Raw genomic sequence first — 12,992 nt, forward strand, 5'->3', positions numbered from 1 at the left:
TTTTCCCTCCCCGCCGAATGCAGTGTTCAGGCCGTTGGGCTGGCAATTGCGGGTTGTACGGCCTATATGGCGTGCATCTTACTCGTTTTTTCGAAAGATTCGCGATGAATGCCATTGTTTCGATACGGAATCTGACCAAATCCTACTCAAATGGCTTTCAGGCGCTCAAAGGTGTCAGCCTCGATATCAGAGAGGGGGAAATCCTTGCTCTTCTCGGGCCTAACGGAGCCGGCAAGACGACGCTGATCTCGATCATCTGCGGGCTTGTCAATCCGGGTGAAGGCTCGGTTCTCGTTGGCGGATATGATGTGGTGAAGGATTTTCGCCAGACGCGTGCCCTGATCGGCCTTGTTCCACAGGAACTGACGACAGACCAGTTCGAGACCGTGTGGAACACGGTCAGCTTCTCGCGCGGTCTGCATGGGCAGAAGAAGAACCCGGAACTGATCGAGCGGGTCCTGAAATCGCTGTCGCTCTGGGACAAGAAGGACAATATGCTGCGGGAGCTTTCCGGCGGCATGAAGCGACGCGTGCTGATCGCCAAGGCGCTTGCGCACGAACCGAAGGTCCTCTTCCTCGACGAGCCGACGGCGGGTGTGGATGTTACCTTGCGCCGCGACATGTGGAATGTCGTTTCCGAGCTGCGCTCCAAGGGCGTCACAATCATTTTGACCACGCATTACATCGAGGAGGCGGAAGAGATCGCTGATAGGGTGGGTGTCATCAATGGCGGCCAATTGTTGCTGGTGGAAGAAAAGACCGCGCTGATGAAGAAGCTCGGCCGCAAGCAGCTTTTCCTTGAACTTTCGCAGCCGGTGGAGGCGTTGCCGGACAGTCTCTCATCCTTCGGTCTTTCGCTCTCGGATGACCGCAACACCATCACCTACGAGATCGAGGACAACGGCGAGCAGGGGCGCATTGCCGATCTGCTGACTGCGCTTTCCGGTGCCAACATCCATTTCAAGGATATTTCGACACGTCAAAGCTCTCTTGAGGATATTTTCGTCTCGCTGGTAGGAGACCAGAAATGAATTTCGAAGCCGTCAAGTCCATCTACCTGTTCGAAATGGCGCGCACCCGCCGCACCCTGTTGCAGAGCGTCGTGTCGCCCGTCATTTCCACCTCTCTATATTTCATCGTTTTCGGAACGGCGATCGGTTCAAGGATTCAGGAGGTTGGCGGGGTTTCCTATGGCGCGTTCATAACGCCCGGCCTGATCATGCTGACGCTTTTGACGCAATGCATCAGCAACGGCTCTTTCGGCATCTATTTTCCGAAATTCACCGGCACGGTCTACGAGATATTGTCCGCTCCGGTGGCGATGACGGAAATTGTTGCCGGTTATGTCGGGGCGGCGGCGACCAAGGGGCTGATGATCGGCACGATCATCCTGATAACGGCCTCCTTCTTCGTGGATATCACCATCGCCCATCCGTTCATGATGATCCTGTTCTTTGTGCTGACGGCGGTGAGCTTCAGCCTGTTCGGCTTCATCATCGGCATCTGGGCCACGAATTTCGAGCAGCTGAACCTCATCCCGATGCTGGTGGTGCCGCCTCTGACATTCCTTGGCGGCAGCTTCTACTCCATCGACATGCTGCCGCCCTTCTGGCAGACGGTCAGTCATTTCAACCCGGTGCTCTACCTCATCAGCGGTTTCCGCTGGAGCTTCTACGAGATCGCCGACGTCAATCCCGTCATCAGCCTGGCGATGATCACGCTGTTCCTCGCAATCTGCCTCGGCGTCGTCGGCTGGATGTTCAAGACCGGTTACCGGCTGCGCAACTGACCGGAAATAGGTTTGCCGTGAATACGAAAACGCCCGGTTTGCACCGGGCGTTTTCGTATTCGGATAGCGAGACGTTATTTTTTAATCGCGAGCAGAAACTGTCTGCCCGGCAGGTTTTACCTGTCTCGCAATCTCAACTCATCGGTCTGCATCTGCATCGAACCAAGCGTCGACAGGAAGCTCATGCCGAGCAGGCTCTGGCCCAGTTGGCCATCCTGCGCGACGAGGGCGGGGATGTTGCTCCGCGCGATCGGGCCGATGCCGATCTCGGACAGGGTGACGGGCGCTGCGGCCGTGCGGCCGTTCGCGGTCATCACCGGCACGGTGTAGCGCAGTTTCGTGGTGTCGATGCCGATGGCGGCGGCATCGGCATTGGCCAGCACCACGGAGCTCGCGCCGGTATCGACCAGCATGTGGATCGTTTTGCCTTCAATACTGACATTCGCCTCGAAATGGCCGCTCATCGATTTGTGCAGTATGATCTCCTGTTCGCCGCCAGCGGTCGTCACCACCACCGCACGGCCGGGCATCAGGCCACCCAGCAGCCGGTCGGCGAAGGATTGCAGGTCGTAGCGATAGAGATAGACGGATACGAGGCCGAGGATAATCACGAGCCAGATGGCGAGTTGCCGGACAACGCTTGCGAAGCTGCCGCGGCTTCCCGCCAGAATGCCGACGGATAGCAATCCCGCAATCGGCAGGAGATAGACGATCTGCCCGAATTTCTCGTTGTCGATGCCGAAGGTGCGGCCGCTGTCGTGATTGACGAGAAGCAGGCCGAGACCCACGGCCAGCAAGAGGAGAACGAAAGTCAGCCTGTTCATACGGTGTGCGTCTCCCTGGAGGTGTCCTTGCCTGTTTTTGCCAGTCTTTCGGGAAGCGCCTGCATGATCATGCGGCGCTTTTCGTCGCTATAGGTCGCCCAGCCGCCGATCTCGTCCAGCGTGCGTCCGCAACCGATACAGAGGCTGTTCGTGGCGTCGAGGGAGCAGATATGAATGCAGGGTGTTTCCATGGGGATCTATATCAGTCTGTCACGTTGCAAGGGCAAGAGCGACGAGAGTAACGATCTCCGTGATCTGCTGGCTGGCGCCGATTGTGTCGCCGGTGTGGCCGCCGATCTTGCTGACACAGAGCCTGCCGAACAGCACCGTCGCGAGGCAGGCAGCCGCCAGAACGACTACGATCGACACAAAGGGCAGGGCATGCAGCGTGAAAAGCACGAGCAGCAGCAACCCTGTTGCGAGCGCGATGTTGCGCTCGCTTTCCCCGGGTTGGCCGGCGCCGGCGGCGATGCCGGAGGTTTTGGCGGCGGGCAGTGACTGCCAGTGCCATACCATCAGGGCGCGGCTCACCACCAGCGCGGCAATCAGGCAGGCGGCGGCGGTCTTGGCAGGCAGGGTTTCTATAAGCGATGCGAGTGCCGTGGCGCGCAGTGCAAAGGACAGGACCATGGCGATCGTGCCATAGCTGCCGATGCGACTGTCCTTCATGATCTCAAGCGTTTTCGGCTTGTCCTTGCCGCTGCCGAAGCCATCGGCCATATCCGCCAAGCCGTCTTCGTGCAACGCACCTGTTATGAGCGCGGTGACGGCGATGGCAAGCCAGCCGGTGAGCTGCGGTGAGGCGTCGAACTTCGCTAATGCCACCACGAGGACAGCAGCGGGCAGGGCGATCAGGAGGCCTGCTGCGGGAAAAGCGCGTGCTGTCCGGCGCATCGATGGACCGTCACCTTCACCGAAGAAGCGCGATGGGACCGGCAGGCGGCTGAGAAAGGCAACGGAATGCATGACATCTGTTATAAAATCCCCGGCCTTCATGCTCTCTCCGCTGCTGTACTTGCATTTCCGGTTGTTCCGCGGCGCGTCCGCGATTATGAGAGGCGCAACAAAGACCGATTTGCCGGAAAACACAAGTTTCCGCCAACCCGACGACAAGAAAGACAGATACCATGAGCATGAGCGGATTGCCCTTCGACGATTTCCGCGCGCTGCTGCGCGAGCTTCCCGGCCCGGATACGCATGCGCTGGTCGCGGCCAAGGAGCGCAATGCGCAACTGACGAAACCGGCCGGTTCGCTCGGTCGGCTGGAAGAAATCGCCATGTGGCTTGCCGCATGGTCGGGCCGCTCGCCCGCCGTTACCCGTCCGCTGGTGGCGATTTTCGCCGGTAATCATGGCGTCACCCGGCACGGCATCACGCCATATCCGACGTCCGTGACGCAGCAGATGGTGGAGAATTTTGCGGCAGGCGGTGCGGCGATCAACCAGATTTGCGTCACCAACGATCTCGGTCTGAAGATTTTCGATCTGGCACTTGACTACCCGACCGGCGACATCACCTGCGAGCCTGCCCTTTCCGAGCGCGATTGCGCCGCCACCATGGCCTTCGGCATGGAGGCGATTGCTGGCGGTACCGACCTTCTCTGCGTTGGCGAAATGGGCATCGGCAACACCACCATCGCAGCGGCGATCAACCTGGCGCTCTATGGCGGTACGGCGGAAGAGTGGACCGGTCCCGGTACCGGCTCCGAAGGCGAGGTCATGGCGCGCAAGATCGCGGCAGTGAAGGCTGCCGTGGAGTTCCACAAGGACCATCTGTCCGATCCGCTCGAAATCATGCGCCGTCTTGGTGGCCGTGAGATTGCGGCGATTGCCGGCGCGATCCTTGCCGCGCGCGTGCAGCGCATTCCTGTGCTGATCGACGGTTATGTGGCGACTGCCGCTGCCGCGCTGTTGAAGGCTGCCAATCCTTCGGCGCTTGACCATTGCCTGATCGGCCATGTCTCCGGTGAACCGGGCCATCTGGCTGCCGTCGAGAAACTTGGCAAGACGCCGCTTCTGGCGCTGGGCATGCGGCTTGGCGAGGGCACGGGTGCCGCTTTGGCCGCCGGCATCGTCAAGGCTGCCGCCGCCTGCCATTCCGGCATGGCGACTTTCGAAGCTGCCGGTGTCGATACTGGTACCCATTCCCACACTGAGCATTGAGGGCGAAGATGGACGCAACGCCGCAGAAGAAGCAACCGGAACCTGCCTTTCGCAAGGAAAAGGGATGGCGGCATCTTTTTGCTGCTGCCCGCTATTCCTTGCAGGGGCTTGGACGGCTGTGGCAGGAAGCGGCGTTCCGGCACGAGGTTCTCGCCTTCGGCGTCGGCCTTGCCCTGCTTCTGGTCGCTGGCGCGCCGTTTGCGCATCTTCTCGTATTTACGGTGCTGATGCTGTTTTTGTTCGCGGTGGAGGCGCTCAATACCGCGATTGAGGAGTTGGTGGATCGCATCTCGCCGGAAATTTCTTCCGTCGGGCGACACGCCAAGGATCTCGGTTCCTTCGCCGTCTTCTGCCTTTTGACGGCAAACGGATTTTTCGTGCTTTATTCGCTGGTGACGACGCTGTTCTTCTGAACGGCAGATTTGACGCTTAGGCGAAGGACCGGCGGCGTGGCTGGATGGCGTGGGTTTCCTCCACGGCTGGCAGGCTTTGCAGCACGCGTTTTGCCGGCAGGATGGCGATGCCTTCGGTGCCTTCACGCAATTTCGATTTCAGGATGAACTGGCCGTCATGCTTGGCAAGGATGGCCTGAACGATGGGCAGGCCGAGCCCGGTTCCCTGTTCGGCGCTTTTGATCGCGATCGATCCCTGACCGAAGGCCGACAGCACCACGGGGATCTCTTCCTCTGGAATGCCGGGGCCGTTGTCCTTGATCGACACATATTGCCCGCCACCCGCCGTCCAGCCTGCCTTCACGAGGATTTCACCGCCCTGCGGGGTGAATTTGACGGCGTTGGAGAGCAGGTTGAGGATTACCTGGCGGATCGATTTTTCATCCGCCCAGACCTGCGGCAGGCTGCTCTCGAACTGCTGCGAAATCCTGATGGTCTTGGCGCGGGCGCGAAGCTGGATCATGCCGATGCAATCTTCGGCGATCTCAAGCATCGAGACCGCTTCTTCATTGAGGTCGTAGCGGCCGGCCTCGATACGCGACAGGTCGAGGATTTCGTTGATGAGGTCGAGCAGATGCTGGCCGGAACGGTGGATGTCGCCGGAATATTCCTTGTAGAGCGGATTGTTGAGCGGACCGAGTACCTCTGCGGACATGACTTCGGAGAAGCCGAGAATGGCGTTGAGCGGGGTTCGCAGCTCGTGCGACATGGAGGCGAGAAAGCGCGATTTAGCCAGATTGGCCTCTTCCGCACGCCGCCGCGCCTCATCCGACATTGAGTTGGCGACTTCGAGTTCGGCGATCAGATCATCTTTTTCAGTCTGCGACGACAGCAGCTTGATGCTGGTCTGGTAAAGCCTGCTGGTAATGCGATGACAGAAGAGGATCGCCATGCCGAACATCAGGGCGAGGCCAACATCGAAGGGATCGCGGGAGACGACGGAGGTGACGCAAAGCGCCGCCAGCACCGGCAGGAAGGTCATGAAGGTGGCCCGCCGCAGCATGAAATTGGCCATGGCGGTAAGCGAAAGCGCGATCAGCAGCGTCGCGCCCTTGAAGAAAAGAACGAGTGTCGGGTTGTTGCGCACCGGTTCGGCCAAGGCGAACATTGCCCAGGCGCAACCGATGAGGATCTGCATGGCAAGGAAGAGATTGCGCCACTTCGGCAGATTTTTGGCCGTGATCCCCTGTTTGGCGGCTCTTTTGGCCAGCACCAGAGACATGGCATGGAAACTCAGCGCAATGAGCGACCAGATGATCAGCCCTATGTCACCCGTGATATACAAACCGATGATAGAGGCGAGCACGATGAAAAGCGGCATGATCATCGCGCCCTGAAGGGCTTCTGCGATGTGCATCGTCAGCATTTCACGTTCATAGGCTTCGCTGCCGCCAGCGCCTTGCTGCAAGCGTTCACGCGTCGTCTTCACCGTGTCGAAAACAGCCTTGTTACGGTGCTTTCGTGAACGGTCGACGATGATCTTATCGGTGGACGTGCTGACGCTTTTACTCATTGTTACAACGCAGGTGACATGAACCCTTTGCAGGCTACGCACAAAATCTTAAGAAGATGCTGCCGTGAAAGGATTTGTTTGCCATTTCTGACAAGGGTTTGTTGTGACATGAGACGAAATGGAGGCAGGCGCGGCTTTTTCTCGACGTTTCGCGACGGCGGGCTTTTCCTTGCCACCGTTTTTCTCGGCATTCTGATTGCCGCCAAGCTCGATCAGATCAATAGCGAGACCCATACCGGCCGTTTCTTCGTGATCGATGGCGATACGCTTTCAAAGGGCGAGGACCGGTTCCGGCTGCTCGGCATCGATGCGCCGGAGCTTTCGCAGACGTGCCGACGCGGCAGTGAAACCTGGCCATGCGGCGCGGAGGCGCGACGCGTTCTGCAACAGATGATCGAAGGCACGACCTTTTCCTGTTCCGGCAGTTCCAGGGACCGTTACGGACGGCTGCTGGTCTATTGCTCGGCGGGAGACCGGGATGTGTCCTCGGAAATGGTGGCGTCGGGTTTTGCCATCGCTTCAGGTTATTTCCAGTTCTCCGGCGAACAGGCGCTGGCGCGCAAAGAAGCTCGCGGCATATGGGCCGGAGAATTCGAAAAACCGGCGGAGTGGCGGCGCGAACATCGCGCAGCGGATTTGCAAACGCCCGCCGCGGGTTTCCTCACCATCATCCGTCATCTTCTGGGATGGAATCATGGCTGAGGCGGATCGAGCCCTGCCGATGAATGACGACGGGTTGGACGGGCTGCGGGGCGCGATTGCCCTCTGTCGCATCTGTCGCGACACCCCAACCTGCGGACGTCTGCCGCACGAACCCCGACCGGTCGTGGTGATGTCGACCAAGGCGCGTATCATGATTGCAGGGCAGGCGCCCGGGCTTCGCGTGCATGAAACGGGTGTGCCTTTCAACGATGCCTCCGGCGACAGGCTGCGCCAGTGGCTGAATGTGGATCGTGAGACATTCTACGATCCGGACCGCTTCGCCATCGTGCCCATGGGGTTCTGTTTCCCCGGCTATGACGACAAGGGCAGTGACCTGCCGCCTCGACGCGAATGTGCGCCGCAGTGGCGGGAGAAGGTGCTGGCGGCGATGCCGCAGGTGGAGCTGGTCCTTGCCATCGGTCAATATGCCCAGGCCTTTCATCTCGGGGAAAGACGGCGGAAAACCATGACCGAGACCGTGTACGACTGGCGCAGCTATTTTCATTCAAATTCGGGACCGGCCATTTTGCCGCTGCCGCATCCAAGCTGGCGCAACACCGGCTGGCTGAAGAAGAATCCGTGGTTTACCGAGGAGCTGCTTCCTGTTCTGCGAGAACATGTGGAAATGCGACTTTAGTGAAACAATTTTCTGTTTTTCTCTAAAAATTAGTGTATTGAAAGGAAATTAATTCAGGAGGGTAGACGCATTGGATCGCCTAGACCGTAAGATTTTGCGCATTCTGCAAGAGGATTCCACGCTGGCTGTCGCTGATCTGGCGAAAAAGGTCGGCCTTTCCACGACGCCCTGTTGGCGGCGTATCCAGAAGATGGAAGAGGACGGTGTCATCCGCCGGCGCGTGGCGCTGCTGGATCCGGTCAAGGTCAACACCAAGGTCACCGTTTTCGTCTCCATCCGCACTGCCTCCCATTCCATCGAATGGCTGAAGCGGTTTTCCGAGGTGGTGTCCGAGTTCCCCGAAGTCGTCGAGTTTTACCGCATGAGCGGCGATGTCGATTATCTGCTGCGCGTTGTAGTGCCTGACATCGCGGCCTACGATGCCTTTTACAAGCGGATGATCGCCAAGATCGAAATTCGTGACGTGTCGTCTGCCTTTGCGATGGAACAGATCAAATATACGACGGAACTGCCGCTCGATTACATGCTGCTGGATAATCCCAAATCCGGCGAGGAGTGATCCCGGCTGATCAGGCTTTTTGAACAATGCCCTTTCCGGCTGCCGGGGAGGGCATTTTTCGTTGGGCAGTTTGCTTTTCCGCAAGCACTCAAGTCGGCCATCTGGCGGTTGTCCGGGGAATGCACACTCCTGGCGTACCGAGGCGGCCAGGCAATCTTATTCCGCCTGCGACGGCAAATTAGCACATTCAATTCTCTTTGCACTGGTGCCGCGCAAAGTGGGATTTTGATAAAATCACTCGAATATCTACGCTTTGTATATCTGATGATGGCAACAGCGAAGGATATCCACATGCTCACACGACGCGGAACATTGGGACTGATTGCGGGTGCAACGGGGGCGGCGTTCCTGCCGCATATCCGGCGGGCTGGAGCCGCGACCACCACATTACGGATCGGCTGGCAGAAGAATGGCGTGATCGCGTTGGCAAAGAGCCAGGGCGCGCTTGAAGCGCTGTTGAAGGATCGCGGCATTGAGGTCAAATGGTCGGAGTTTTCCTCCGGGCCGCCGCTTCTTGAAGCGCTGGGCGCAGGTGCGCTGGATATCGGACCGACGGGCGATGTGCCTCCGCTTTTCGCGCAGGCTGCCGGTGGCAATCTGCGCTATGTGGGAACTTACAAGGGCGCCGCCGGCGGATCGGCAATCCTTGTGCAGAAGGATTCGCCGCTGAAGACGCTGGCCGACCTCAAGGGCAAGAAGGTGGCTTTCAAGCGCGGCTCCAGCGCCCATAACGTTACTGTCAAAGCATTGCGAAAGGCCGGTCTGACGCTGAACGACATAACATCCATCGACCTTGCCCCGCCGGATGCGGCGGCCGCTTTCCGTAGCGGCAGCATCGATGCCTGGTCGATCTGGGATCCTTATTTTGCCGTGGCGGAAAAGGAGCCGACGACACGAGTTCTCGCGACTGCCGAAGGTATTGTTGATCCCTGGAGCTATTTCCTCGCCAATGGCGACTTCGTGGAAAGCAATCCCGACCTCGTGCCGCTGCTCCTCAGGGAACTCGCAAGCGTCGGCGCAAAGGCTCAGGCCAATATCGATGAGACTGCAAAATTGCTGGCGGCGATAACCGGCGTCCCGCAGGATGTCACCAAGGTGTCGCTGACGCGTCCGGGAGCGGATCTGGGGCGTGTCTCGCTGGTTTCGGATGAGGCCATCAGCTATCAGCAGGCGCTGGCCGACGAGTTCTACGATCTGAAAATCGTGCCGAAGAAACTCAAGGTTACCGATATCGTCTGGCGTCCGAAAGCGAGTTAAGCCGGGCGAAAGCTGAGTCTCTTCAATCGTCTGGCTGTAGTTGCTAAGAGATTGATTCAGGCAAGCGCTCCATGTCAGGAGCGCTTGCCTCTACCTCAGTCCTTGAGCCTGGCAATCACCAGATGGCCGGGTGTGGGGTTGCCGTCCTGCATGCGCACGTTAATGTCGGTGACTTCGACTATGTCGAAACCGGTCGCTGCCAGTCTTTCCCGAACATAGGTTTCGGCGTGGGCGAAACGCTGGTGCGGGCCTACCATATAGGGGCGTCCGGCCATGGTTGCCTCGGGCAGCGTTTCCGACGAGAAGATCAGCAGGCCACCAGGGACGAGGTTTTCAGCGGCGCCGAAAAACAGCGGTTCCAGCGCGCCGAGATAGGGCAGCACATCGGTTGCGGTGATGATGTCGAAGGGCTCGTCGTCATTGTCTTCGAGAAAGTCCTCGGCTTCGGCGACATAAAGCGTCTCGTAGAGGTCCTTTTCATGGGCGATCTCGACCATGTTTTCGGAAATGTCGATGCCGGTGATGTCATCAGCCATGTCGCGCAGCGCTTCGCCGGTGAGGCCGGTGCCGCAGCCGAGATCGAGCAGGCGCTTGAAGGGGCCGAGATCAAGCGTTTGCAGGCGCTGGCGCACCATCATCGGCACTGCATAACCGAGCTGTTCGACAAGAATATCCTCGAAGGCTTCGGCGTGCTGGTCGAACAGGGTTTCGACATAGGCGTCGGGCGCTTTGGAAGGCGGTTCGCCGCGGCCCATGGCGGCGATGCGAACGGCTGCGCCGCCATGATCGTCCGGGTCGATGGCCAGAACCTCTTCATAGGCCTTCACCGCCGCGTCAACATCGCCGGCTTTTTCAAGCGCGAGCGCGCGGTTATAGGCTTCGGCAAGCGCCTCTTCGTCAATTTTCTGGTTCTTCGTCATCGTGCAGTATCCGTCAGCATCTTCAGTTGAAGTCTGCTGTAAGCCGCAAGACGGACGGGCGCAATGCTTATGTGGCGATGGGCCTCAGTGGAGAATGAACTCTCCTTTCAATGCGCGCCATTCCTGCGCCGAGATCACCTGCCGGTGCACATAGCGGACCGAGTGCAACGGACCGTCTAGCTTCTCCTGCCAGAATTTGAGGAAACCGTGCATTTCGGGGAAATCCGGGGCGAGATCATAGTCCTGCCAGACATAGGTCTGGAGAACCAGCGGATGGTCCGGCATGCGATAAAAAATCTGGGCGGTGGTGAGGCCGTAGCCCCTCAGCATCATTTCCATTTCCTTGTTCATGTCGGCTGTTCCCGTTCTCATGATTGCCGATCACAGCGTTGTCGCTGTATCTGATATGGGAACACGACAGGGTTAACCCAACCTTGCCAAAGGTCTGGGTTGTCACAAAATAGTTATATTTTTCAAAATGTTGGCAGTCTTCTCTGTTGAGTGCTGCCAACCGTGTCCCTAGCGCTTGAGATGGCGTGTCAGGCGGGCTTCGAGCCATGCCCAGACATGCCGGAGCGTCTCGACGATCGTCAGGTAGAAGATCGCCGCCCAGAGATAGGCCTGATAATCGAATGTGCGGGAGAAGGCGTAGCGCGTCTGTCCCATCAGGTCGAAGACCGTGACGATGGAGACCACTGCCGAACCCTTGATCATCAGGATGATCTCGTTGCCGTAGGGGCGCAGAGCCACGATGAGGGCCTGCGGCAGAATGACCTTGCGGAAGGTGATGAATTTCGACAGGCCGAGCGAGGCGGCACCTTCAATCTGGCCGCGTGGCACGCTTCGGATCGCGCCCCTCAGAATTTCGGCCTGATAGGCGGCGGTGTTGAGGGTGAGCGACAAGAGGCCGCAATACCAGGCCTCGCGGAAGAACCACCACAGGCCAACGGTTTCCAGCCCCTGACGGAAACTGCCGAGGCCGTAATAGATCAGGAAAAGCTGCGCCAGCAGCGGGGTGCTGCGAAAGACGTAGACATAGGCATAGGCCAGCGCGCTGATGACGCGATTTTCCGACATGCGGGCGAAGGCGATCGGCACCGAGAGAAGTGCGCCGAGGATGATCGAACTGCCAACCAGCGTAATGGTGGTGATGAGGCCATCGATATAACGCGGCCCGTAACGTTCGAATTTCGCCCAGTCCCAGCCTTCGATCATCGCAAAGATCAGCCCGGCGGCCAGCAGCAGCCAGAGCGTTATGACGCCGATGCCGACGACGCGCGATATGTTGAGGGGCTTGTCTGTGGCAACCGGCGCGGGGCGCGGCGGAATGAGTTCCTGAACATGGCTCATCGGCTTGCCTCCGACTTGCGCGACCAGCGATCGATGAAGCCGATGCCGATGGAGGAGAGCAGAGCGAGGATGAGGTAGAGCAGGCAGGCGATGCCGTAGAAGAAGAAGGCTTCCTTGCTGACGCGGGCAGCGATGCCGGTCTGGCGCACGATATCGGCAAGGCCGATGATCGAGACGTAAGAGGTATCCTTGAGCAGGATGACCCAAAGGTTGGTCATGCCGGGCAGGGCGATCCTGACCAGCTGCGGAATGATGACAAGCACCATGGTGTGGCCGCGCGAGAGGCCGAGTGCATGGCCCGCCTCATATTGGCCCTTTGGGATGGCCTTGAAGGCGGATAGCAACACTTCCGAGGAATAGGACGAAAACACCACTGACAGCGCGACCATGCCCGCCACGAAGGCGTTGATCTCTACCGGGCCGGTTATCCCGACATAACCGGCGGCCGATTGCAGCAGCATCTGTATGCCGTAATAGACGATGAACAGCGTCAGGAGTTCCGGCAGGCCGCGGAAGATGGTGGTATAGACACCGGCCGCCAGCCGCAGCGATTTTTCCTCCGATTGCGCGGCGAGCGCAATGAGGAAACCGATCACAAGCCCGACGGGCAGGGTGGCGAGCGCCAGCGAGATCGTGACCTTGACGCCGAAGGCGATTTCGTCGCCCCAGCCGGCATCGCCACAGGTGACGAGGGTGCCGTTTCCGAAAAGCGTGAAGAGACCGACCGGCCCACAGAAAGGGTCGAGAAGTGTCGAGACATAGGTCCAGAACGCACCTATGGCGGAAAATGCTCCGCTCATGCCAGTTTTCCCCCGCGGTCTTAAGCC

At 59.0% G+C, this 12,992-nt stretch carries 16 protein-coding genes; 8 read left to right on the plus strand and 8 right to left on the minus strand.

Going from position 1 to position 12,992, the window contains the following annotated elements; translation table 11 throughout:
* Window positions 1–104: 104 nt before the first annotated feature.
* Both ACQZ5Y_RS12530 and ACQZ5Y_RS12535 read left to right on the plus strand, forming a co-directional pair.
* Entirely contained in the window at window positions 105–1,031 is a 927-nt protein-coding gene (locus ACQZ5Y_RS12530; RefSeq protein WP_019567066.1) for an ABC transporter ATP-binding protein, read from the plus strand.
* A complete protein-coding gene (locus tag ACQZ5Y_RS12535; RefSeq protein WP_174049696.1) occupies window positions 1,028–1,789 on the plus strand; it encodes an ABC transporter permease in 762 nt (253 codons plus the stop codon). Before ACQZ5Y_RS12530 ends, ACQZ5Y_RS12535 begins: the two co-directional genes overlap by 4 nt.
* Before the next feature lie 116 nt (window positions 1,790–1,905).
* On the opposite strand, the gene ACQZ5Y_RS12540 is transcribed toward ACQZ5Y_RS12535, so the two are convergent.
* Genes ACQZ5Y_RS12540 through ACQZ5Y_RS12550 form a run of 3 tightly spaced genes read right to left on the minus strand, consistent with a single transcriptional unit; the run spans window position 1,906 to window position 3,609 of the window.
* On the minus strand, window positions 1,906–2,613 hold the full coding sequence (locus ACQZ5Y_RS12540; RefSeq protein WP_003516092.1) for a TIGR02281 family clan AA aspartic protease: 708 nt from the start codon (window positions 2,611–2,613) through the stop codon (window positions 1,906–1,908).
* Window positions 2,610–2,804: a DUF1289 domain-containing protein gene (locus ACQZ5Y_RS12545; protein ID WP_065660787.1), complete on the minus strand. Its 195-nt coding sequence runs from the start codon at window positions 2,802–2,804 to the stop codon at window positions 2,610–2,612. Before ACQZ5Y_RS12545 ends, ACQZ5Y_RS12540 begins: the two co-directional genes overlap by 4 nt.
* 19 nt (window positions 2,805–2,823) lie before the next feature.
* The gene (locus ACQZ5Y_RS12550; protein ID WP_013636421.1) at window positions 2,824–3,609 is read right to left on the minus strand and encodes an adenosylcobinamide-GDP ribazoletransferase; all 786 of its coding nucleotides are present in this window, start codon (window positions 3,607–3,609) and stop codon (window positions 2,824–2,826) included.
* A 131-nt stretch (window positions 3,610–3,740) separates the two neighbouring features.
* On the opposite strand from ACQZ5Y_RS12550, the gene cobT reads away from it, so the two are divergent.
* Window positions 3,741–4,775 carry a nicotinate-nucleotide--dimethylbenzimidazole phosphoribosyltransferase gene (gene cobT, locus ACQZ5Y_RS12555; RefSeq protein WP_003516086.1) on the plus strand — a complete coding sequence of 345 codons (1,035 nt, stop codon included), beginning with the start codon at window positions 3,741–3,743 and terminating at the stop codon, window positions 4,773–4,775.
* Window positions 4,776–4,783: 8 nt separating this feature from the next.
* Window positions 4,784–5,188 (plus strand): diacylglycerol kinase, encoded by a 405-nt coding sequence (locus tag ACQZ5Y_RS12560; protein WP_174049694.1) that lies wholly within the window; start codon window positions 4,784–4,786, stop codon window positions 5,186–5,188.
* Between the two features lie 16 nt (window positions 5,189–5,204).
* Here ACQZ5Y_RS12560 and pdhS2 read toward each other — a convergent pair whose 3' ends face one another.
* Window positions 5,205–6,740, minus strand: coding sequence for a two-component system sensor histidine kinase PdhS2 (gene pdhS2, locus ACQZ5Y_RS12565; protein ID WP_174049692.1), 1,536 nt, complete (start codon window positions 6,738–6,740; stop codon window positions 5,205–5,207).
* Between the two features lie 108 nt (window positions 6,741–6,848).
* On the opposite strand from pdhS2, the gene ACQZ5Y_RS12570 reads away from it, so the two are divergent.
* The 4 genes from ACQZ5Y_RS12570 to ACQZ5Y_RS12585 all read left to right on the plus strand — a co-directional run bounded on the left by ACQZ5Y_RS12570 (window position 6,849) and on the right by ACQZ5Y_RS12585 (window position 9,895).
* Window positions 6,849–7,442, plus strand: coding sequence for a thermonuclease family protein (locus ACQZ5Y_RS12570; RefSeq protein ID WP_003516079.1), 594 nt, complete (start codon window positions 6,849–6,851; stop codon window positions 7,440–7,442).
* Window positions 7,435–8,079 (plus strand): uracil-DNA glycosylase family protein, encoded by a 645-nt coding sequence (locus ACQZ5Y_RS12575; RefSeq protein WP_174049689.1) that lies wholly within the window; start codon window positions 7,435–7,437, stop codon window positions 8,077–8,079. Before ACQZ5Y_RS12570 ends, ACQZ5Y_RS12575 begins: the two co-directional genes overlap by 8 nt.
* A 70-nt stretch (window positions 8,080–8,149) precedes the next feature.
* Complete coding sequence (locus ACQZ5Y_RS12580; protein WP_003507846.1) at window positions 8,150–8,638, plus strand: Lrp/AsnC family transcriptional regulator; 489 nt, start codon at window positions 8,150–8,152, stop codon at window positions 8,636–8,638.
* Between the two features lie 291 nt (window positions 8,639–8,929).
* Complete coding sequence (locus tag ACQZ5Y_RS12585) at window positions 8,930–9,895, plus strand: aliphatic sulfonate ABC transporter substrate-binding protein (RefSeq protein ID WP_026331054.1); 966 nt, start codon at window positions 8,930–8,932, stop codon at window positions 9,893–9,895.
* A gap of 95 nt (window positions 9,896–9,990) precedes the next feature.
* Here the strand turns inward: ACQZ5Y_RS12585 and ACQZ5Y_RS12590 are convergent, their stop codons facing one another.
* The 4 genes from ACQZ5Y_RS12590 to ACQZ5Y_RS12605 all read right to left on the minus strand — a co-directional run bounded on the left by ACQZ5Y_RS12590 (window position 9,991) and on the right by ACQZ5Y_RS12605 (window position 12,965).
* Window positions 9,991–10,815, minus strand: coding sequence for a methyltransferase domain-containing protein (locus tag ACQZ5Y_RS12590; protein WP_174049688.1), 825 nt, complete (start codon window positions 10,813–10,815; stop codon window positions 9,991–9,993).
* Window positions 10,816–10,899: 84 nt separating this feature from the next.
* Entirely contained in the window at window positions 10,900–11,166 is a 267-nt protein-coding gene (locus ACQZ5Y_RS12595; RefSeq protein WP_003516070.1) for an usg protein, read from the minus strand.
* Window positions 11,167–11,334: 168 nt separating this feature from the next.
* Window positions 11,335–12,165: an ABC transporter permease gene (locus tag ACQZ5Y_RS12600; protein WP_113157723.1), complete on the minus strand. Its 831-nt coding sequence runs from the start codon at window positions 12,163–12,165 to the stop codon at window positions 11,335–11,337.
* Window positions 12,162–12,965, minus strand: a complete 804-nt coding sequence (locus ACQZ5Y_RS12605) for an ABC transporter permease (protein ID WP_003516067.1) — start codon at window positions 12,963–12,965, stop codon at window positions 12,162–12,164. The genes ACQZ5Y_RS12600 and ACQZ5Y_RS12605 overlap by 4 nt, the downstream gene beginning before the upstream one ends.
* Window positions 12,966–12,992: the final 27 nt, after the last annotated feature.

It is taken from the genome of Agrobacterium sp. A3-95 (assembly GCF_053521785.1).

Bases quoted from the DNA above. Each gene is read 5' to 3' on its own strand.
- ACQZ5Y_RS12530 (WP_019567066.1), top strand. From the start codon at position 105: ATGAATGCCATTGTTTCGATACGGAATCTGACCAAATCCTACTCAAAT.
- ACQZ5Y_RS12535 (WP_174049696.1), top strand. From the start codon at position 1,028: ATGAATTTCGAAGCCGTCAAGTCCATCTACCTGTTCGAAATGGCGCGC.
- ACQZ5Y_RS12540 (WP_003516092.1), bottom strand. From the start codon at position 2,613: ATGAACAGGCTGACTTTCGTTCTCCTCTTGCTGGCCGTGGGTCTCGGC.
- ACQZ5Y_RS12545 (WP_065660787.1), bottom strand. From the start codon at position 2,804: ATGGAAACACCCTGCATTCATATCTGCTCCCTCGACGCCACGAACAGC.
- ACQZ5Y_RS12550 (WP_013636421.1), bottom strand. From the start codon at position 3,609: ATGAAGGCCGGGGATTTTATAACAGATGTCATGCATTCCGTTGCCTTT.
- cobT (WP_003516086.1), top strand. From the start codon at position 3,741: ATGAGCATGAGCGGATTGCCCTTCGACGATTTCCGCGCGCTGCTGCGC.
- ACQZ5Y_RS12560 (WP_174049694.1), top strand. From the start codon at position 4,784: ATGGACGCAACGCCGCAGAAGAAGCAACCGGAACCTGCCTTTCGCAAG.
- pdhS2 (WP_174049692.1), bottom strand. From the start codon at position 6,740: ATGAGTAAAAGCGTCAGCACGTCCACCGATAAGATCATCGTCGACCGT.
- ACQZ5Y_RS12570 (WP_003516079.1), top strand. From the start codon at position 6,849: ATGAGACGAAATGGAGGCAGGCGCGGCTTTTTCTCGACGTTTCGCGAC.
- ACQZ5Y_RS12575 (WP_174049689.1), top strand. From the start codon at position 7,435: ATGGCTGAGGCGGATCGAGCCCTGCCGATGAATGACGACGGGTTGGAC.
- ACQZ5Y_RS12585 (WP_026331054.1), top strand. From the start codon at position 8,930: ATGCTCACACGACGCGGAACATTGGGACTGATTGCGGGTGCAACGGGG.
- ACQZ5Y_RS12590 (WP_174049688.1), bottom strand. From the start codon at position 10,815: ATGACGAAGAACCAGAAAATTGACGAAGAGGCGCTTGCCGAAGCCTAT.
- ACQZ5Y_RS12595 (WP_003516070.1), bottom strand. From the start codon at position 11,166: ATGAACAAGGAAATGGAAATGATGCTGAGGGGCTACGGCCTCACCACC.
- ACQZ5Y_RS12600 (WP_113157723.1), bottom strand. From the start codon at position 12,165: ATGAGCCATGTTCAGGAACTCATTCCGCCGCGCCCCGCGCCGGTTGCC.
- ACQZ5Y_RS12605 (WP_003516067.1), bottom strand. From the start codon at position 12,965: ATGAGCGGAGCATTTTCCGCCATAGGTGCGTTCTGGACCTATGTCTCG.